The sequence below is a fragment of the Aequorivita aquimaris genome (assembly GCF_001573155.1).
Lineage (GTDB): Bacteria > Bacteroidota > Bacteroidia > Flavobacteriales > Flavobacteriaceae > Aequorivita > Aequorivita aquimaris.
Window position 1 is genome coordinate 338,995 of the sequence record NZ_JRWG01000003.1, and the last position, 18,601, is coordinate 357,595.

General features: G+C 37.3%; 22 protein-coding genes. 11 read left to right on the forward strand and 11 right to left on the reverse strand.

Annotated features, from left to right (window positions below):
• Nucleotides 1-4: 4 nt before the first annotated feature.
• Nucleotides 5-1,831, reverse strand: a complete 1,827-nt coding sequence (locus LS48_RS06870; RefSeq protein WP_062621327.1) for an SLC13 family permease — start codon at nucleotides 1,829-1,831, stop codon at nucleotides 5-7.
• 101 nt (nucleotides 1,832-1,932) lie between these two features.
• Nucleotides 1,933-2,799, reverse strand: a complete 867-nt coding sequence (locus tag LS48_RS06875; RefSeq protein ID WP_062621335.1) for a sigma-70 family RNA polymerase sigma factor — start codon at nucleotides 2,797-2,799, stop codon at nucleotides 1,933-1,935.
• Nucleotides 2,800-2,924: 125 nt separating this feature from the next.
• Here LS48_RS06875 and LS48_RS06880 point away from each other — a divergent pair, with 125 nt between their 5' ends.
• The 3 genes from LS48_RS06880 to LS48_RS06890 all read left to right on the forward strand — a co-directional run bounded on the left by LS48_RS06880 (nucleotide 2,925) and on the right by LS48_RS06890 (nucleotide 4,462).
• On the forward strand, nucleotides 2,925-3,131 hold the full coding sequence (locus tag LS48_RS06880) for a hypothetical protein (protein ID WP_062621337.1): 207 nt from the start codon (nucleotides 2,925-2,927) through the stop codon (nucleotides 3,129-3,131).
• Between the two features lie 82 nt (nucleotides 3,132-3,213).
• Nucleotides 3,214-3,867 (forward strand): hypothetical protein, encoded by a 654-nt coding sequence (locus tag LS48_RS06885; RefSeq protein ID WP_062621339.1) that lies wholly within the window; start codon nucleotides 3,214-3,216, stop codon nucleotides 3,865-3,867.
• A gap of 139 nt (nucleotides 3,868-4,006) precedes the next feature.
• Nucleotides 4,007-4,462 carry a universal stress protein gene (locus LS48_RS06890; RefSeq protein ID WP_062621341.1) on the forward strand — a complete coding sequence of 152 codons (456 nt, stop codon included), beginning with the start codon at nucleotides 4,007-4,009 and terminating at the stop codon, nucleotides 4,460-4,462.
• A 5-nt stretch (nucleotides 4,463-4,467) separates the two neighbouring features.
• Here the strand turns inward: LS48_RS06890 and LS48_RS06895 are convergent, their stop codons facing one another.
• Complete coding sequence (locus LS48_RS06895; RefSeq protein WP_062621343.1) at nucleotides 4,468-4,767, reverse strand: hypothetical protein; 300 nt, start codon at nucleotides 4,765-4,767, stop codon at nucleotides 4,468-4,470.
• Between the two features lie 138 nt (nucleotides 4,768-4,905).
• Between LS48_RS06895 and LS48_RS06900 the strand changes: the two genes are divergently transcribed.
• From LS48_RS06900 to LS48_RS06910, 3 genes are all read left to right on the forward strand, one after another.
• Nucleotides 4,906-5,187: a DUF1456 family protein gene (locus LS48_RS06900; protein WP_062621345.1), complete on the forward strand. Its 282-nt coding sequence runs from the start codon at nucleotides 4,906-4,908 to the stop codon at nucleotides 5,185-5,187.
• 696 nt (nucleotides 5,188-5,883) lie between these two features.
• Complete coding sequence (locus tag LS48_RS06905; RefSeq protein WP_062621347.1) at nucleotides 5,884-6,498, forward strand: YqaA family protein; 615 nt, start codon at nucleotides 5,884-5,886, stop codon at nucleotides 6,496-6,498.
• Nucleotides 6,499-6,567: 69 nt separating this feature from the next.
• Nucleotides 6,568-7,833: an MFS transporter gene (locus LS48_RS06910; RefSeq protein ID WP_062621349.1), complete on the forward strand. Its 1,266-nt coding sequence runs from the start codon at nucleotides 6,568-6,570 to the stop codon at nucleotides 7,831-7,833.
• A gap of 2 nt (nucleotides 7,834-7,835) precedes the next feature.
• Here LS48_RS06910 and LS48_RS06915 read toward each other — a convergent pair whose 3' ends face one another.
• The 4 genes from LS48_RS06915 to LS48_RS06925 all read right to left on the reverse strand — a co-directional run bounded on the left by LS48_RS06915 (nucleotide 7,836) and on the right by LS48_RS06925 (nucleotide 9,856).
• The gene (locus LS48_RS06915; protein WP_062621351.1) at nucleotides 7,836-8,402 is read right to left on the reverse strand and encodes a DUF4256 domain-containing protein; all 567 of its coding nucleotides are present in this window, start codon (nucleotides 8,400-8,402) and stop codon (nucleotides 7,836-7,838) included.
• Between the two features lie 66 nt (nucleotides 8,403-8,468).
• A complete protein-coding gene (locus tag LS48_RS06920; RefSeq protein WP_078056381.1) occupies nucleotides 8,469-9,047 on the reverse strand; it encodes a DUF1287 domain-containing protein in 579 nt (192 codons plus the stop codon).
• 10 nt (nucleotides 9,048-9,057) lie between these two features.
• Nucleotides 9,058-9,279 (reverse strand): hypothetical protein, encoded by a 222-nt coding sequence (locus tag LS48_RS15245; RefSeq protein ID WP_131807704.1) that lies wholly within the window; start codon nucleotides 9,277-9,279, stop codon nucleotides 9,058-9,060.
• A 19-nt stretch (nucleotides 9,280-9,298) separates the two neighbouring features.
• The gene (locus tag LS48_RS06925; protein ID WP_062621355.1) at nucleotides 9,299-9,856 is read right to left on the reverse strand and encodes an ExbD/TolR family protein; all 558 of its coding nucleotides are present in this window, start codon (nucleotides 9,854-9,856) and stop codon (nucleotides 9,299-9,301) included.
• Nucleotides 9,857-10,046: 190 nt separating this feature from the next.
• Here LS48_RS06925 and LS48_RS06930 point away from each other — a divergent pair, with 190 nt between their 5' ends.
• Complete coding sequence (locus LS48_RS06930) at nucleotides 10,047-10,598, forward strand: Crp/Fnr family transcriptional regulator (protein ID WP_062621530.1); 552 nt, start codon at nucleotides 10,047-10,049, stop codon at nucleotides 10,596-10,598.
• 66 nt (nucleotides 10,599-10,664) lie between these two features.
• Here LS48_RS06930 and LS48_RS06935 read toward each other — a convergent pair whose 3' ends face one another.
• From LS48_RS06935 to LS48_RS06940, 3 genes are all read right to left on the reverse strand, one after another.
• The gene (locus LS48_RS06935; RefSeq protein ID WP_062621357.1) at nucleotides 10,665-11,540 is read right to left on the reverse strand and encodes a pirin family protein; all 876 of its coding nucleotides are present in this window, start codon (nucleotides 11,538-11,540) and stop codon (nucleotides 10,665-10,667) included.
• 174 nt (nucleotides 11,541-11,714) lie between these two features.
• Entirely contained in the window at nucleotides 11,715-11,924 is a 210-nt protein-coding gene (locus LS48_RS15075) for a YceI family protein (RefSeq protein WP_078056382.1), read from the reverse strand.
• 111 nt (nucleotides 11,925-12,035) lie between these two features.
• Nucleotides 12,036-12,647, reverse strand: coding sequence for a hypothetical protein (locus LS48_RS06940; protein ID WP_062621359.1), 612 nt, complete (start codon nucleotides 12,645-12,647; stop codon nucleotides 12,036-12,038).
• A 151-nt stretch (nucleotides 12,648-12,798) separates the two neighbouring features.
• Here LS48_RS06940 and msrA point away from each other — a divergent pair, with 151 nt between their 5' ends.
• Together msrA and LS48_RS06950 are read left to right on the forward strand one after the other, a co-directional pair.
• A complete protein-coding gene (gene msrA / locus LS48_RS06945; protein WP_062621361.1) occupies nucleotides 12,799-13,344 on the forward strand; it encodes a peptide-methionine (S)-S-oxide reductase MsrA in 546 nt (181 codons plus the stop codon).
• A 314-nt stretch (nucleotides 13,345-13,658) separates the two neighbouring features.
• A complete protein-coding gene (locus LS48_RS06950) occupies nucleotides 13,659-14,105 on the forward strand; it encodes a cold-shock protein (RefSeq protein WP_062621362.1) in 447 nt (148 codons plus the stop codon).
• A gap of 70 nt (nucleotides 14,106-14,175) precedes the next feature.
• Here LS48_RS06950 and LS48_RS06955 read toward each other — a convergent pair whose 3' ends face one another.
• On the reverse strand, nucleotides 14,176-14,409 hold the full coding sequence (locus LS48_RS06955; RefSeq protein WP_062621365.1) for a YtxH domain-containing protein: 234 nt from the start codon (nucleotides 14,407-14,409) through the stop codon (nucleotides 14,176-14,178).
• 220 nt (nucleotides 14,410-14,629) lie between these two features.
• On the opposite strand from LS48_RS06955, the gene LS48_RS06960 reads away from it, so the two are divergent.
• Nucleotides 14,630-16,333 carry a T9SS type A sorting domain-containing protein gene (locus LS48_RS06960; RefSeq protein ID WP_062621367.1) on the forward strand — a complete coding sequence of 568 codons (1,704 nt, stop codon included), beginning with the start codon at nucleotides 14,630-14,632 and terminating at the stop codon, nucleotides 16,331-16,333.
• 130 nt (nucleotides 16,334-16,463) lie between these two features.
• Nucleotides 16,464-18,566, forward strand: coding sequence for an elongation factor G (locus LS48_RS06965; protein ID WP_062621369.1), 2,103 nt, complete (start codon nucleotides 16,464-16,466; stop codon nucleotides 18,564-18,566).
• Nucleotides 18,567-18,601: the final 35 nt, after the last annotated feature.

Consider the following 18,601-nt stretch of genomic DNA (forward strand, 5'->3'; position numbering starts at 1 on the left):
ATATTTAAAAAAGTGTTGAAAGCATAAATGTACCTAAAACCCATAAAATTAGGGAAAGTATGCCTCCAATTATAAAAAAATGTTTGAATTTATAAATACCCATTCCATAAATAAGGGTATTGGTTTGGTAGCCCATAGGGGTAAAAAAACTGAAATTGGCGCCAAATAAAACTGCAAGAATAAATGGTTTCATGGTTAGATCGAGACCTACCGCCACGGCTATTGCTATTGGTGTCATAATAATTGCAGTTGCATTGTTGCTTACCACACTACTCATTAGCATTGTTATTAAAAATATAAGGCCAATAATTACAATATTGGACTGGCCGCTAAGAATATCCAATAAATGGTCAGAAATCCATTTATCTGCCCCCGTGTTGTTCATGGCAATGCCCAAAGGTATCATTCCGGCCAATAAAAAAATTACTTGCCAGTTAACTCGGTGGTACACGTCGTTAAGGTCAAGACACCTGGTTAATAGTAATAGACTTACACCTGTAATCGCACTTACTAAAATTGATAAAATACCACTTGCTGCCAAACCCACAACAAGAACCAAAATGGCGAAAGAGAGCATTCGCTTTTTGTTATTTACAGATGGTTTGGTTTTATGTTCTCTAAGAATCGCCACATTCTCCATTTCATAGAGCTGGTTTATTTCGTTTTTTGGAATTTCCACCAACAATCTATCCCCAGGTTTTAAAGTTATTTGTTCAATATCCTTTCTCACCAAACGCTCCTTGGTATTACGTATATTTCTACGTTTTTTAATAGCAATAGGCAACGCACTTTGAAAAGTCTGTTTTCTGAGCTGTTTTAATGTTTTTCCAATCAAAATAGAACCCGGCAAGATTAACAGTTCCACAAATCCAAGGTCGTCTTGTTTTTTTATGCTTTCGGCTTCATCCTCATTTTTTAACGTCTCTCTCTTTTTGGTCCTTTCCTGTGTTTTGTGAACACTTAAGCCTTCTGCTTCGTTTAGTTTGGCCAAATTTTCCAAGTCGCACATAAGCAAAAGCTTATCATTTGCTTTTAAAGTAATGTAGCGCCCGGGAGCATTGGTTATCTGTTTGCGCCGGGTAAGTTTGAGAATAGAAATTTCAGGATTGGCAAACAGAAAAGTATCCTCGATTTTTTTATCTATTAAATTTGAATTTTTGTTGATTACAACCGTGGTCACATAATTTTCCAGATCATAAATATCGCGTAAATTCTCTTTTGAATCTTTCGGTAGCCATCGTGACGCTATGGTAACTACAATTATCCCGACGAGCAGAAATATTAATCCAAAGAATGAAAATTCAAAAAAGCTAAATCTTTCCGCTCCCAAATCGCGTGCAACGGAATTTACTATAAGGTTGGTTGAAGTTCCCATTAACGTACAGCTACCTCCTAAAATACCTGCAAAGGAAATAGGAAGGAGTAATTTTGATTGCGGTACGTTAAACCGCTTGGCCAATTCTGAAATAATTTTAATGAAAACAATAACTACCGCCGTAGTGTTTATAAAGGCTGAAATTCCACCCGTAATAAACATAAAAACGGGCAACAAAAGAAAGAGTGGAAGCACGTGAAGGTTTTTTAGAAAACGTGCCAGTGAAGCTATAACGCCATTGTCTTCCAGCGCTAGAGCAATAATCATCAAGGAAAGAACAGTAATAGTAGCAGTATTCGAAAAACCAGAAATAGCTTCTTCTGGTTTTACCAAACCTGTTAGCGCAAGGGAAGCAATAACAAACATTGCAATCTTGTCTACTGAAAAAACTTCAAAAGCAAAGAGAATAATGGTAACTAACAGAATAGAAAAAACGAGTATTATTTCTGTGGTCATTGGTTTTGATGGTTAGTCTTATAAAGATAACCGCAGAAATAAAACTCGTTCCTAAGAATTTCATAAAATATTGGCAGTACCAATATTTTTAACATTTATGTTTAGCCTAAATACTTTTTCAAGATATGGCTCTTTGAAGTCTGTCGTAATCTTCTTATTGCTTTTTCACGTATTTGGCGTACGCGCTCACGGCTTAAATCGAAAGTGTCGCCAATTTCCTGTAAGGTCATTGGTGGCTGGCCGCAAAGTCCAAAATTAAGTTTTACCACATCAGCCTCCCGGGGCGCTAAAGTATCGAGTGCACGGTTAATCTCTATGCGAAGCGATTCATGCAACAAATTTTTGTCTGGGTTCGGGCTTTCGCCAGAGCTGAGCACATCGTAAAGGTTGTTATCATTCTCACCTTCCTGAAAAGGTGCGTCCATGGACAAACTTCTCGTTGAGTTTTTAAGTGAGCTTTTCACTTTAGACTCAGTGAAATCAAGCTCTTTAGCTATTTCGGCTGCAGTGGGAATACGCTGAAATTTTTGTTCAAGGTGAATGGAGGCCTTCTTTATTTTATTGATATCGCCAATTTTATTTAACGGTAAACGAACAACACGTGATTGTTCTGCAATAGCTTGCAAAATAGCCTGGCGAATCCACCACACGGCATAGGAAATAAATTTAAAACCACGGGTTTCATCAAACCGCTTTGCTGCTTTTACTAAGCCAACATTCCCTTCATTTATAAGATCGGGAAGGCTCAATCCCTGATTTTGATATTGTTTCGCCACGGAAATCACAAATCTTAAATTTGCTCTGCTCAATTTGTTTAAAGCAGCTTGATCTCCTTCACGAATGCGCTGTGCCAACTCTACTTCCTCTTCAGCTGTTATTAAATCTATTTTACTAACGTCTTGTAAATAACTGTTTAAAGATTTAGTTTCTCGGTTGGTTACCTGCTTCGTGATTTTAAGTTGTCTCATATATTCTCTCTGTTTTTAATAATAACACGGCATAGTAAGACATTTTAGGGTAATTTCCAAATAGTTAACAGAAGTTGTTAAAATTTCTCTATGAATTTTTTTATTTATTTTAAAAGAAAATTTCTATGACACTTAAAAAAACTCTTTTAGCAGGCCTATTTTTTTTGGGTACTATTTTGTATGCCCAAAAACCCACAGAAGTTCCAAAACCAAGTGAAGAACCAATAGACTTATCAAATCCGGCAGATGTAATTATATATATAGTACTTCCGCTCTGTGCCATTGTGTTATTCTTTATTTGGAGAGGAAAACTAAAAAACCAGAAAAAATAAATTTTAAACTTTGACCTAATTATGCATAGGGGAATACTATTTTTGGTGCAATTGTTGTTTACAACATTCAAAGCTTAGTGTTATGGTAAAAAAAATCTTTTTTTTCACATCTATCTTAATGAGTTGGGCCTCTTTTGCCCAAATAGATCTTCCTGGTAGTTCGGCACGTTTTGATGCTACTGATACAAATTTAAACAGTCCTACAGGCTTTGAAATTCCATCAGTTAAGGCGCCTTCACTTTCCAATACAAAAAGTCCGAATAGCCCTGATAATTCTGATATAGGGAAAGAAAAAGAAAAGCAGATAGATATGCAAAACGGCGATGGTTTGATTGAGTATTCCGGGACTAACAAAGCTCCAAAATACTTCACCAAAGATAAAGAGGAAAAGCCCGAGTACGGAAAAGACCAATATTTGGGCGATTTTAAAACCACTGCCAAAAAAGCTACCTTTATGTATCGTGACCACGAGTTTGTGGATGGCGATATGATACGTATTTATGTGAACGGCGAAATAGCCATACCACAGGCCAGACTGGAAGGTAGTTTTCGTGGTTTTGACTTACCCTTGCAGGATGGATTTAATAAAATAGATTTTGAGGCGCTCAACCAAGGTTCTTCCGGGCCCAATACCGCACAGTTAAATATCTACGATGAAATCGGCAATCTGCTCGCATCTTACGAGTGGAACCTTTTGACCGGCAATAAGGCTACGGCCATTGTGGTAAAACAATAATGTTTTTTGGGAATTCAGAGTTAAAACTTATGTTTTAGCTGCAAGTTAACATCCTGACACATTTTATATTTATAATTATTTTATTAAAGATTTAGAATTTCACACAAAGTGCTTTAACTTTATAGTAAATATTTAATTTATGAAAAAAGTACTTATAACCTTGGATTATAATCCCAATTCCGAAAAAGTTGTAAATAAGGGAAAAGAGCTTGCGCAATTAATGGATGCTGAAATCTGCTTGTTGCACGTGCTTGCCGATGTACGCTATTACGGAATGCAATACGAACCCTTTATGGGCTATGAGGGCTATGCTTTTCCAGTAGATTTCAGGATACAGGAAGAATTTGTAAAAGTGGCGCAGGATTATCTTGACAAAACCGCAACGCATTTAGGGAAGAAAGATATTACCACACATTTAGCAGAAGGTGATACCGCAAAAAGTATTTTGGAATATGCCGAAGAGTGGAAGGCAGATGTAATTGTAATGGGAACCCATAGCCACGGAACATTGGAAAAAATATTTCTGGGTACCGTAGCTTCCAGCGTGTTGGAAAAAACAAAAATCCCGGTGTATATGGTGCCAACCGGGAAGTAAAAAAATTATAGAGGTTTGTCCTGTTCCAAATTTTCATTGTCTTCGCTGCCTTGACTGAACAGCTTGTTCTCTTCATCGCGAAGGCCATTGCCTTTATTTTTCTTAGCTTGCTCACGGCCTGGCACGTCTAAATCTTTTCCTGCAAAATCTACTTTTTCCTTTCGGTCTTTTAGCTGCTGGTCATCGCCACCATCGCCGTGGATGTTCTTTTGCGAAAGTATATCCCTATCGTGTTCAGTTACATTTGGATTGTAGGGAAGTTTTTCATCTTTATTTTTGATTGTCTCTTTTTTGGTAATTTTCATGGTTTTTCTTTTAAAGATATTTTAAATGAAGAAAACCCGCCATCCATTTAACACATATTAAATAAAATATAACAGCTATTTAAGTTTTACCGCATAAGTTTGATACCTTCGCAAAATAACCTTTCAACTTAAAAAATAATGGCGCTTTCAAATAACGATATCATGAAAAAACTGCGCGTAGCCCACAAACTGCGTGATGAGGATATAGTAAAAATATGTTCGTTGGTAGATTTTGCCGTTACAAAAAGTGAATTGGGTGCCATTTTCAGAAATGAGAAGCATCCAAAATATATGGAGTGTGGCGATCAATTTCTTCGGAATTTTTTGAATGGGCTGGTTATTCATTTAAGAGGCCCCATGCCCGAAAAGAAAAAGCCTGTACCAAAATCCAATGTAAATAGCGGGAAAGAAAAAAGCTGAATTAAATTTCTTCAATCCAGCTTTAGTCAGTTTTCGATTTTATATGTCTCAATAAATGTATCTGCATGTTTTTCTGATTGTGGGATCCTCAAACAGATGCTTGTTGGCGTTTAAATAGTTCAACGTATGCTGTTTTTGCGATCCGCATTTAATTCTCTTTTGAATGTTTCGTAGGGTTTTCATAGTTAATTGTCTTATTGGTTTTTTGAAATGCGTTACTTAAAACGTCTTTTCGAATTCCAAAGATGTGATTTGGAATTTATGGGTCTGTGTTGTTTTTCGTTACTGTCCAATGTTCTCATGATTTTAAAATTTTAATTGTTTAAATTTTTAGTGAAATCTTCTTTTTGAATTCCAGGAATAGGCTTTTGAAGTTTTCATTTTTGCTGTTAACTGATTGCTGTCTAAAGTTCTCATAATAAATAGTTTTATTGGGTTATATCTAAAAGACGCAAGTATCGAAGTATTGTTACAGTACTATGTTATACAAAGTAATGATTTAACGAAATATTAACTTTTAACGTTGTTTTTTATAGTGAATTGAATTCTAAATGTTTAACATTCCATTAACCGCCAAACAATTGACAAATGCTTGCGGGGTAGGGGCTTTAGCTATATATTTGCACCTTAGGAAACTGCAATTGTTTATATTGAAGTTTATTTTATTAAAACACCAAAGAATTATCCCAAATTAAAATGAATACCATAAAAAAAACTGAAACAAATAAATTAAAGCGTACCCATCTTTACTATAAATACACAGGCTTTTATTCCTTTGTAGGGCAAAGCCTTAAAAAAGCAATCGTACCGATTCTTTTGGTAGTTGCTGCATTAATTGTTGTAGACCTTTACGTGGTTGACTTCAGCAATCTTTTCACTTATATTACGGAAACCTATGCGCCTATAAACATACTGCTTGTGTTCCTTGCTTCTGAATCGCTTTTGGGGCTTGTTCCGCCAGAAATATTTATTGCTTGGAGCGACAAAATGCCGCAACCAATACTTTACTTAACATTACTCGCAACCCTTTCCTACATTGGCGGTATCATTTCATACTTTATCGGAAAATGGGTTTTTACACTTCCCCGCGTATATAATTATATGGAGGGAAAGATGAAAAAACATTTAAAGCACATCCGCAAATGGGGAGGTTTCCTGATTGTTGTTGGCGCTTTGTTGCCTATTCCTTTTTCAATGACAAGTATGGCTGCCGGAATGATTCACTACAAGTTCAGAAATTATCTTTTGTTTGGCTTGCTTCGTTTTGTGCGGTTTTATCTGTATGCCATTGCCATATTCAGTTTGGTGTAGTACTTTTGAAAGAGCGGAGTAGCTTCTTCGTGAAAGTTTTTCATTCTTAAAAAAATCCATTTCTTTTAAATGAAGAAAACCGATCCCTACGCTGCGTTACGATTTCGGGAGTTTAATATTTTTCTTTTGGTCCGTTTTGCGATGGTGTTTGCGTGGACTATGCAATTCGTCGTGATTGAATGGGAGGTTTACAGTTTGACAAAGGATCCGCTTTCTCTTGGTATAATAGGTTTGATGGAAGTGATTCCGGCAGTTGCCATGGCGCTTTTTGCCGGCCATATTGTTGACCAAAGCGAAAAAAGGGGACTCCTTATAAAATGTATTTTTGGTTTTTCTGTCGTAAGCCTCGGGTTATTCCTATTGACTTGGCCTCGAATTGTTGCTGGCCTTTCTACCGATTTGGTCCTCTATTTGGTTTACTTTTTGGTTTTCCTCGGCGGTATTGTGCGCGCCTTTCTTGGGCCAACAATCTTTTCCCTTTTTTCTCTATTGGTTCCAAAAAAAATATATCCCAATGCAGCCACGTGGAGCAGTTCGGTTTGGCAAATGGGTGCAGTGGTAGGTCCCGCTGCCGGAGGGTTTTTTATCCATTGGATTGGCGTGCATTGGTCTATGTGTTTTGTTTTTGCGTTTTCTTTGATGGCATTGATGTTATTGCTTCAAATACCGAAGAAACCAATTTTAAACCCAAACATTGGCGAACCTATTATGAAAAGCCTTAAAGAAGGGATTAAGTTCGTAAAAAATACACGGGTAATCCTGGGCGCTCTTACTTTAGATATGTTTGCCGTGCTTTTTGGCGGGGCAGTGGCACTGCTGCCTATTTATGCACAGGATATTTTGAAAGTTGGTCCCGAAGGTTTCGGAATTCTTCGAGCCGCACCTGCTGTGGGCGCACTGTTGATTATGTTTACATCTGCACATTTTCCACTTAATAAAAATGCAGGTATGAAATTGCTGGCAGCCATATTCGGCTTTGGGGTTTGTATAATTGTATTTGGGCTTTCCACTTGGTTTTGGGTTTCTGTAATTGCACTTTTCCTAAGTGGTGTAACGGATGGAATTTCTATGATTATTAGACAAACAATTCTTCAATTGCGAACCCCGGATGCCATGCGTGGCCGAGTGGCTTCGGTGAATTCTATGTTTGTGGGGTCGTCCAATGAATTGGGTGCTTTTGAAAGCGGGCTCACCGCTAAGTTGATGGGAACGGTTACCGCAGTAGTTTTTGGTGGTGGAATGACAATATTGACAGTGTTGGGCACCGGATTTTTCTTTCCGAAACTTCGAAAACTGGATTTAAGGAAAGATTTGGAGGAGCATGAAAAACAGTAACACTACACCCGCAAGACTCCCCGAAAGCCACGGCCCGCGTAATATGATTGTACCCCGTTGTGGTAAACAAACACAGTGTCAAAGCGAAAGTCGCCAAAAATTGCGCCGCCAAGTTTCCTGATTTTCTCTGGGGTTTTTAGCCAACTTGAAGTTTTGGTGTCAAATTTTCCCAATTGTTGTAATTCGCGGTATTGCGCTTCGGTTAAAAGGTCGATGCCCATTTGGGAAGCCAAGCCTACGGCACTGTTTTTTGGCTTGTGTTCTTTTCTTGCTTCCAGAGCATCATTATCGTAACAAAAGCTTCTGCGGCCTTTCGGGCTTTCAGCGGAGCAATCGTAAAAAATATATTCTCCCGTTTCTTTATCAAAATCAACGACATCCGGCTCGCCGCCCGTTTCTTCCATTTGGTGAAGCGACCAAAGTTTTTCTGGATTGGCTTCCAATTTTTCCCGCACGTTTGTCCACTCAATAGCTGTATGGCGATTCTTGTTTTTCTCAAAACGGGTTTTTAAGGTTTTGAGAATTTCCTCACTTTGTTGCGCTGTTAATTGCTTATTCTTTTTTGTCATCAGTTGAAAATTTAATGTAGATTATTATTTTAAATTCAAAAAGATATAAAATTAATGGTTTGAACCCTATAAAGGGTAGCGGTAATGCCCAATAATTTCAAATTTAAAAAGACAATCTTCCAAAACCTGTCCCGCTCCAATGTTATGGACAATTAAGTTGCGTTTCCCATCTTGTGATTTTTTATTGACAACTATTCCAGTGTGGGTAAGACCATTGCTCAAGCTCCAACAAACCACATCGCCCGGTAAATAGCTCATTGGTTGGGCGGTAATCGGCTTTTCGGCACCCTTTCTTTTAAAAAAAGTCATAAGGTTTGGAACACGACGGTGGTCAATGTTTTTATCGGTAGTTCGCAGCCCCCAGTTTTTTGGATATAAACTGAAATTTGCCTTCATATCTTCGTGAACTTCTTTTTGAAGATCAATGCCAATTTTTCTATAAGCCCTAATAATAACATCTGTACAAACACCTTTATCGCTCGGCACATCACCATTTGGGTAGTCTATGGAAAAATAGCTAGGGTCATAAATTACATCTTGTTTTGTGAGGCTAATAGCAGCATCTGAAAGGGTAAAATATTCTATTGTATTTTGACCAATGGAATTTAATGAAGCCAAAAACATCAAGAGCAGTAATTTTTTCATTTTTTTTAGTTTAACCCTCACAATCATAAAACCATTCTTCGGCACGGATGATTGCTTCCTTAATAGCTTTTTCCTCTGAAATTCCACCTTTTTCCATCATTTCGCGAGCAATATCCAATGCTTTTTCGCGAACTTCGGGCGTCAGGTTTTCGAGTTTGGGCTTAAAGTTTTCAAAGGTCCAGTTCATCACAATGCGTATTGTAGATATAAATTTAGAATAAAATTTTATCATGCAATGAAAGGATAATTTATTACTGCTGCTGCGATGGCTCAATAATACGGAAAGGATAGGCCTCCTGTACTTTTTTTAATTCGGCATCGGTAATTGTAGAAACATCTTTTTTCAAAACTTCAGAAACGTAGGTTTCCCTTAATTCAAAATACGCTTTTGCGATTTCGTCCTGAACCGTAATAAAACTTTGGTAGGGTGCTTCGCGATGTATTGATAGTGAAATGGAAGCTTTTTGGGGGTTGTCTGATGCTTCTGCAAACTGTTCACCCTTACAGTAAATACAAGTTTTATCGGCGTTATTATCAATAAATTTTTTTAATTCCTCTTTTAATTGTACAATTGTTGTTCGAGTTTCATTTGCCATAATAGCACCAGCTTCATTAACGCGTATGGTGAAAAGATTATTTTTTTTAATGGGAATGTTACAGTCGGCACCGGGAGGGCAGGCCTGTGGGAGATTCCGGGCTATTCCCTTGTCATTCGGAATCATAGAGGTTACCAAAAAGAAAATCAAAAGTAAAAAGGCAATGTCGGCCATGCTGCCTGCATTTACGGAGGGCGTGGTGGAATTTCTCATAATTGAAAGTGGTTTAGTGTTCCCTACTTCAGAAAACAAAAAAAGTGCCACAAGTATTTTTGGTAAGGAAGTAGCCCTTTGCGAAGAATATCGTAATTTTAAAATCCAAGAAATTTTGGGCAATATGATTTCAGAGAAAAGCCAATTAGAATCCGCTCCATTTTATACCTATCTCAAGAAAACCGCGGGTATGAGCGACGACGAAATACTGCGCGTTTCAGCAGATTTAAAACGTTCAAAAATTGAAAAAGGCAGTCTTTTATTGGCCAAAGGCGCCATTTGCAATTATTCTTTTTTTGTTGAAAAGGGGCTGTTGCGTTCCTATATGCTTGATGAAGCGGGGAAGGAGCACGTAATACAGTTTGCCCCCGAAAACTGGTTTATTGTTGATAGGAGCAGTGTGTATTTTAACGATGCTTCAGAAAGTTATATTGAAGCAATTGAAGACACAGAAGTGGTTCTGATAGGCGAGGATTTTATTTGCAAGGCGAATGAAACCAGCCCCGCTTTCAGAAGATTTAATGATAAACTGTTGCACAACCACATTAGGCATATGCAGAATAGAATTAACCTATTGTTGGGCGCCACTGCGGAAGTACGCTATTTAAGTTTTATTGAAATGTATCCCGACCTATTGTTACGTGTACCTCAGTGGATGATAGCGTCCTATTTGGGCATTACGCCCGAAAGTTTAAGTCGTGTGCGTAAGGAATTGGCACATAAAAATTTTAAATCAACCTAAAATATTCAATATAAAAGCCTGTCAAATCAATATTCAACAGTTTTAAAAGGATTATTTATTTGTAAATTATTCCAAATACCCAAATTTCCCCATATTGAAATCGCTTATAGCCTGTACTATTTCGCTACGCGTGTTCATAACAAATGGGCCTTGGGCTGCAATTGGTTCGTTTATAGGTTCACCGCTTAACACCAAAACCGTTGCATTGTCAAGCGCTTTAATGATAAAGGTGTCGCCATTGTTTTCGAAAAGCCCCAATCCATCGGTATGTATTTCTTCTTGGTTGTTCACTTTTATATTTCCTTCCACTACTAAAATCGCGGTGTTGAAGTTTTGGGGAAAGCTGAAAGTTGCTTTTCCACCTTTGTTCAACTTTGCATTTAGCATATGTACAGGAGTAAATGTAAATGCCGGTCCCTTTTCACCCTGATATTCTCCGGCGATTACTTCCACTGTTCCCGCATCATCGGGAAGCGCTACTTTTTTCATTTGGCCATTGGTAATGCCTTGATATTTTGGAGCGCTCATTTTGTCCTTAGCCGGAAGGTTCACCCACAATTGAACCATTTGGAAATCGCCGCCCGCTTTGCTGAAATTCTCTTCGTGATATTCTTTATGAAGTATTCCCGAAGCGGCAGTCATCCACTGTACATCACCTTCCCCAATTACACCACTATTGCCGGCACTGTCGTGATGGGCAACGCTTCCTTTATAGGCAATGGTAACGGTTTCAAATCCACGGTGTGGGTGCACGTCTACGCCGCGTGGCTTATCCGTAGGTGGAAAGTAGAACTTGCTGTTGTAATCCATCATTATAAAAGGATCCATTCTTTCAAAACCTGCGCCCAAAGCGGAAGGTATATATTGGTGAACCCTAAACCCATCGCCAACCATATGGGGTCGGGGAGGTGTTAATACGCGTTCTAATTTTCGTGTTTTCATTTTTTTATCTTTAAGATTATAATGTAAAATTACATTCTAAAAAGCTGTAATCTATTGATATATGTTAAGAAGCTAAAGTGGTTGGTATTAACGTTTTTATTTGAAATTCGAGAGCTTTATTCATAAGAAATAAAACTCTCGATTGATAAAAAGGGTACAGTAGATTATAATAAATTATTGTTTGGTAAACTGTAGAGATGCACTAAGCTTAACTTTGTCGCTTACTACTACATTTCCCGCTTCAGTCACGGCGCTCCAAGTTAACCCAAAATCTTTTCGATTTAGATTGCCATCGAATTTTTCAAAACTTCCTGTCACTGTAGAAATCATCATATGTTTTACCTTAAAATTGATTTCGGAATGTGCTGTGACAATCTTCCAAATTGTTTTTTCCTATCGTTCAGATTTACTGAATTTAGTTATTAAAATTTTACAAGACAAAGATATTTGCCCACATAAAATTCAGCATTGATGTATGATAAGAAATAGGAGATATTATTTATTAAGCTCTTCCAATAACTGTTCGTAATCCTCAATTTTTACGTGTAATACACCTCCAAGGCTTATGATTGGGGTACTAATGGAATCTATTTTTACTGTAGAATTAGCAAAGGCTGGAGCCAATTGTTCTTTTAATTCGGGTTTCTCTGAAAAGTGAAGTGAAGTATATAAATAATTACTCTTATCTAGATTTGAAACTAAAGTATCGCAGCTTGAGCAGTTTTCGGGAATGTAAACAATAACCTTTTTTTTAGGTTCAATCTTTATTGATTCAAATTCTCTTTGCAAAGCACGCCTTGAAAGGCTATCGCTTACTTGCAGTTTATAGGTGTAATTAGCTCTTTTATTTCTTTCCACAATTAAATTGGTCAGCAGTACTTTTGAAGCAGCCGGTACGCGCACGGGTCTTGGTACGCTTTTGCTTTGGCGAAAATTGGTTCCCTCAACCGTAATTAAAACGTCTAGATCTTTCTCGTTTTTGTTTAGGGCATACAGAAACAAACGGTTTGCCTTTGCTTCTTCGATAATTTCTATAGGTCTTTCTTGTGAAAACAGGAGAGTGCAACTCGCTGAGAATAGTAGTACGAAAAGTAATTTTTTAAACATTGAGGATTGTTTTATATTTTTTTCTAAGATATAAATTACATTATAAATCGAAAGAATAAATTTCACATTAATGAATTAACAGGTTTAACATTACTTTAGGCACAACACATACTTCAGTATCTATCTTTGGAAAAGCAATAAAAATTAAAGTATGGTAGATAAAAATTTAGAACAAATGACCGTTGGTGGTGGATGTTTTTGGTGTACAGAAGCCGTCTTCAATCAAGTAAAGGGAGTAGAAAAAGTAGTTTCCGGCTATTCTGGCGGAAAAGTTCCGGGAGTACCGACCTATCGTGAAGTATGTAGTGGGCTCACGGGCCATGCGGAGGTAATCCAGATTACCTTTGATTCCAAGATTGTTTCATATGAAGATTTACTAATCATCTTTATGACCACCCACGATCCAACAACCTTAAATAGACAAGGTGCGGATAGGGGCACACAGTATCGTTCGGTTATTTTTTACCACAGTGAAAAACAAAAAGAGGTTGCTCAAACAGTTTTAAAAGAGATGGCACCTTATTACGAAAATCCAATTGTTACAGAGTTGAGTCCTTTGGATAAATTTCACCCAGCAGAAGATAATCATCAGGATTACTATGCTAAAAATCAATCACAGGGCTACTGTACGGCAGTCATTTCACCCAAACTTGTAAGGCTTAGAGAAATGCATTCCGAGAAATTGAAACCTTTTTAATTGTTTTTTTAAAACTTATTCTTCTCAAAACTCTTATGATAATTTTTCTATAAAATAATATACTGGACTTTAGAGAACTAATTATTGGAATTTAAAATCCAGAAACTTGGGAAGGCATTGAATAAGTAATCTTAGAACTTTCCTCTTTTAACCTTTTTATGATTTTTATACCTTCATTTACCGTATCTTTGGAAACGTTAGGATGATAGACTATTAAAACCCATCTAGGTAAAACAATAAAAAATAATATTACATACAACTAATTTAAAAGTCATCTACTTTCCGTGGATGGCTTTTTTTATTAAAAAAAATAAATGGCAAAATCACAACAAACATACAGTAAGAAAGAAAAAGAAAAAGCAAAGCTGAAAAAGCGGGAAGAAAAACAAAAAAAGAAAGAAGCCCGTAAGGCTGAAAAAACACCTGGGATAGATTTTGTGTATGTGGATCACAATGGTAACTTGACCGATACGCCACCAGATCCATCCCTAAAACCCGAGATTGAAGCTGAAGATATTGTGCTTGGTATTCCACCTAAAGAAGAAGGAGAGCGAGAGGCTTTTGATCCAGTGCGAAAAGGGACAGTTTCCTTTTACGATTCTTCCAAAGGCTTCGGATTTATCATTGATGATGAAAATAACGAAAAATATTTTACACATGTAAGTGGTATAATTGATGAAATTTCTGAAAATGACAGTGTTTCGTTTGAACTAGAAAAAGGTCAACGTGGAATGAATGCTGTAAAAGTCACAAAAAACTAATTTAACATTACCTACAACCTAAAAAAATCCCGCACTTGGCGGGATTTTTTCATTCATCAAAATTGTTACACTAATTTGTAAGGTCTTTTGCTTCTTTTTTTGCAGAGCTCTTAAGTTGATCGTATTTTTCAGAAATTGTTTCCTCAACATCTTCAACTTTTTCTCTAATCTTTCTGCCAGTTTCGTTGGCTTTGTCTTTAAGTCTTTGTTTTTCTTCTGGCGACATGTTTTTGTATTTCCAAAATGCAAATGCACCAGCTGCTACTCCTAGCAGAGCCAATATTCCTTTTCCTTTATTGTTCATGTTGTTTGTTTTTTTTTATTAAGGTGAAGGTACGATTTTAAGCCGCCCAAACATAATTCTAAACCGACTTTAATATATATTTAATACAATCTACTTTAACTTCTTAGGATATTCATAAGTCATTTTAATTCATTGCTCTTGAATTGTAAAATTTATAACATATCTTATTTCTAATCAAATTGTTGTAAATTTAATAACACTTCACAAAATCACTTTAGAAATGAAAATTTTATCTTTACAATACAGCTTTGTTCACTTGGTTGTCTTCATTTTATTTCTTCCTTCCTGTTCATCAATTTATTGCCAAATTTCCCGGCAAGAATTTTTCGAAAGCCATAGAGAAATACCAGATGACCCCTATATTCCTGTTTCCCGTTCTATGATGGAACGGAGTCCTGCGTATAATATAACTACTCCCAATTATTTCACCCGGCAGGTTAATGTAGACGAAAATGGAAATAACATTATTGGAGACGCAGCAAACGAAACTTCCATAGCAATAGATCCGTTAAACCCAAATAGAATTGTAATTGGATGGCGCCAGTTTGATACCGTAAACAGTAATTTTAGGCAAGCGGGAAATGGATTTTCTCTTGATGGAGGATTGACCTGGACATTCCCCGGAGTTTTGGACCCGGGTGTTTTTCGTTCCGACCCTGTTCTAGATTTTGATAGTGAAGGAAATTTTTATTACAACAGCCTTGCAAGCGGTTTTGATTGTGACGTATACAGAATTACCGATGGGGGCAATGATTGGGGATTGCCTGTTCCGGCTAGGGGTGGTGATAAACAATGGATGCGGATAGATCGTACTTCGGGCATAGGAGAGGGAAATAATTATTCTTATTGGAATGCAGCTTTTTCCAATTGTAATGGTGCTTTTACCCGATCTACCGATGGCAGCAACACCTTTGAAGAGTGTATATTGATTGATGGCGCTCCAGTTTGGGGTACCTTGGCTGTAGATTCTCAAGGCACTTTATATATCACGGGAACATCAAATTCTGGAATTGTTTTAATAAAATCTACCTCGGCAAAGAATCCTGCAGAAGATGTTATTTGGGAAAGTTTAACCCAAGTCGATCTAGATGGTGATTTAGATGTACAAGTAGCTGTAAATCCAGCCGGTTTAATGGGGCAGGCATGGGTAGATGTGGATATTTCGAACGGCCCAGGAAAGGATAATGTATATGTGGCTGCATCAGTATTGCGTCATTCTAACAATGATCCGGGGGACGTTATGTTTGCAAAAAGTACCGATGGTGGAAATACATTTGAACCTCCAATACGAATAAATACCGATACAGGAACTAATTCTTACCAATGGTTCGGAACAATGTCAGTGGCTCCCAATGGACGTATTGATATAATTTGGCTGGACACTAGAGATGCCACTAATGGAATTGACTCTGTTCTTTATTATTCATTTTCAGAAGATCAAGGTGAAACTTGGTCGGTAAATGACCCCATATCAGAGCCATTTGACCCATCTGTTGGTTATCCCAACCAAGGTAAAATGGGAGATTATTTTGATATGGTTAGCACTAACGACTATGCCCACTTAGCCTGGGCAAATACAATCAACGGGGGGCAAGACGTTTATTATACGCGCATATCGCCAGCTGGTATTTTGAATGTGGAAGATTTTACTACAGATAGCTTTCAATTCATTTCTTACCCAAATCCCTTTACTGATGAAACAACCCTTCAATTTAAACTAGAAAAGCCAGAAAAAGTGTTGATAGAAGTATTCGATATAAGAGGTAGAAAACTAATCACACTTTTAAATGATGAAGTGGTGGGGACTAAAAGAATAATTTGGGACGGCAGAAGTACGAATGGAGTAAAATTTACATCAGGACTATATTTTATTACTTTAAATTCTGAAACCAAAAACACCAGTCTAAAAGTATTAATGAATTAATTTCTTAAATTTAAGAATCAAAAGAATCAACACATAATATATGATTTACAATAAATAAGCAAGACCAGGCACAATCATAAGTGTTTGGCGCATTGCATCTTAAAACATATTAACCAAAATATTTATATAGATGAAAATATATGACGACAAACACATTAAAAACGTAGTCTTCGTGGGCGCCCACAATAGTGGAAAAACTACACTTGCAGAAACCATGCTTTTTGAAGCAGGCCTAATCAATCGCCGCGGTACAGTTGAAAATAAAAATACCGTATCTGACTATCACGACATTGAGCACGAACGGGGCAACTCTATCTTCGCTACACCACTCCACACAGAATGGCGCAATTACAAGATCAACATTATAGACACACCCGGACTGGATGATTTTATCGGTGAAATTATTTCCTCTATCCGCGTTGCAGATACTATTGTTACTGTCTTAAATGCTCAGCACGGTGTGGAAGTTGGTGCTGAAATTATCTGGAACTACATAGATAAATATCACAAACCAACTTTGTTTGTAATAAACCAAATAGACCATATCAATGCTAAATTTGAAGAAAGCTTCAAAAGCATAAAAAATCTGGTAGGCAATAATGCCGTGCAAATTCAGTATCCTGTAGTTATAGATGGTTCACAGTGTATTGTAGATGTGCTTAAGATGAAAATGTATAAATTTTCGCCAGAAGGAGGAAAGCCCGAAAAGTTAGAAATTCCCGATGACCAAAAGGAATGGGCCAAGGAATTAAATAACGAATTAATAGAGAAAGCTGCAGAAAATGATGAAACATTATTGGAGCTTTTTTTTGAAAAAGGCACCTTAAACGAAGATGAAATGCGGCAAGGAATAAAAGCAGGAATGTTGAACCATGAACTGTTTCCGGTATTCTGTGTTTCAGCTTTGAATGATATGGGCACGGGAAGATTGATGGGCTTTATTGACAACGTTGCGCCTGCTGCGGCAGACCTCAAACCTGAACAAAGCATGGACGGCAAAGAAGTAAAGGCTTTAAAAGAGAGTCCTACAGCGCTTTTCATCTTTAAAACAGTTTATCAACCCAATTTGGGGCAAATCACTTTTTTTAAGGTTATGAGCGGCGAAGTACGTTTAAACGATAAACTTATAAATTCCAGAAACGATGAAACTGAAGTAATAAACCAGCTTTTTATCATGGATGGAAAAGAAAGACAACCCGTAAATAGACTTACGGTGGGCGATATTGGTGCAACGCTAAAATTAAAATATACAGAAACCAACGATACTTTAGCTTCGCCAAAACTTCCTCTTACCATTAAGCCCATTAAATTTCCACAAGCCCGTATCAAAAAAGCTGTGTTTGCAGTAAATACGAAGGATGAAGAAAAACTCAGTGAGGCGTTAAAGAAAATTCACAATCAGGATCCTACCGTAAACATTTCCTTTTCTTCGGAAGCGAAACAACTTATTTTGGCTTGCCAAGGCGAACTGCATTTGGCAACTATAGATTGGACGCTTAAAAATATTTACGGCGTAGAGGCGCGGTTTGAAAAACCTAAAATAGCTTTCCGGGAGACCATTCAACGTTCATCTGCCTCAAACTATCGACACAAAAAACAATCTGGCGGTTCGGGGCAGTTTGCGGAAGTTCACTTAAAGATTGAGCCTTGGGATGAAAATATGGAGGAGCCGCAAGGTTTTAATATTCGTGGCAAAGAAGAAATAGATCTGTCTTGGGGCGGAAAATTGGTTTTTTATAACTGCATTGTTGGCGGAGTTATTGACCTACGGTACTTACCATCAATTATGAAAGGCGTTTTGGAGGTAATGGAAGAAGGCCCGTTAACGGGTTCATATATTCGCGATGTGCGTGTAATGGTTTATGACGGGAAGATGCATTCTGTTGACTCAAATGATATTTCCTTTAAAATTGCTGGAGCGCATGCCTTCAAAGAAGCTTTTATGAATGCCAATCCCAAACTTTTGGAACCAGTTTTGGAACTCATTGTAAAGGTTCCAGAAGAAATGGTGGGTAATGTAATGACTGATCTGCAAGCGCGGCGCTCCATGATTCAAGGAATTGAAAACAACAATAACTACCAAGTTTTAAAATGTTTGACCCCGGAAGCCGAAATGCATGGTTTCTCTACAGATTTGCGTTCACTCACGCAGGGCAGAGCAACTTTTAAATCTTCGTTTTCATCCTATCAACCTGTACCAACAAATGTTCAAAAGGAATTGGTAAGCCATTAATATTTTGTTTTTACTATTTGAAATAAAATGTTTTG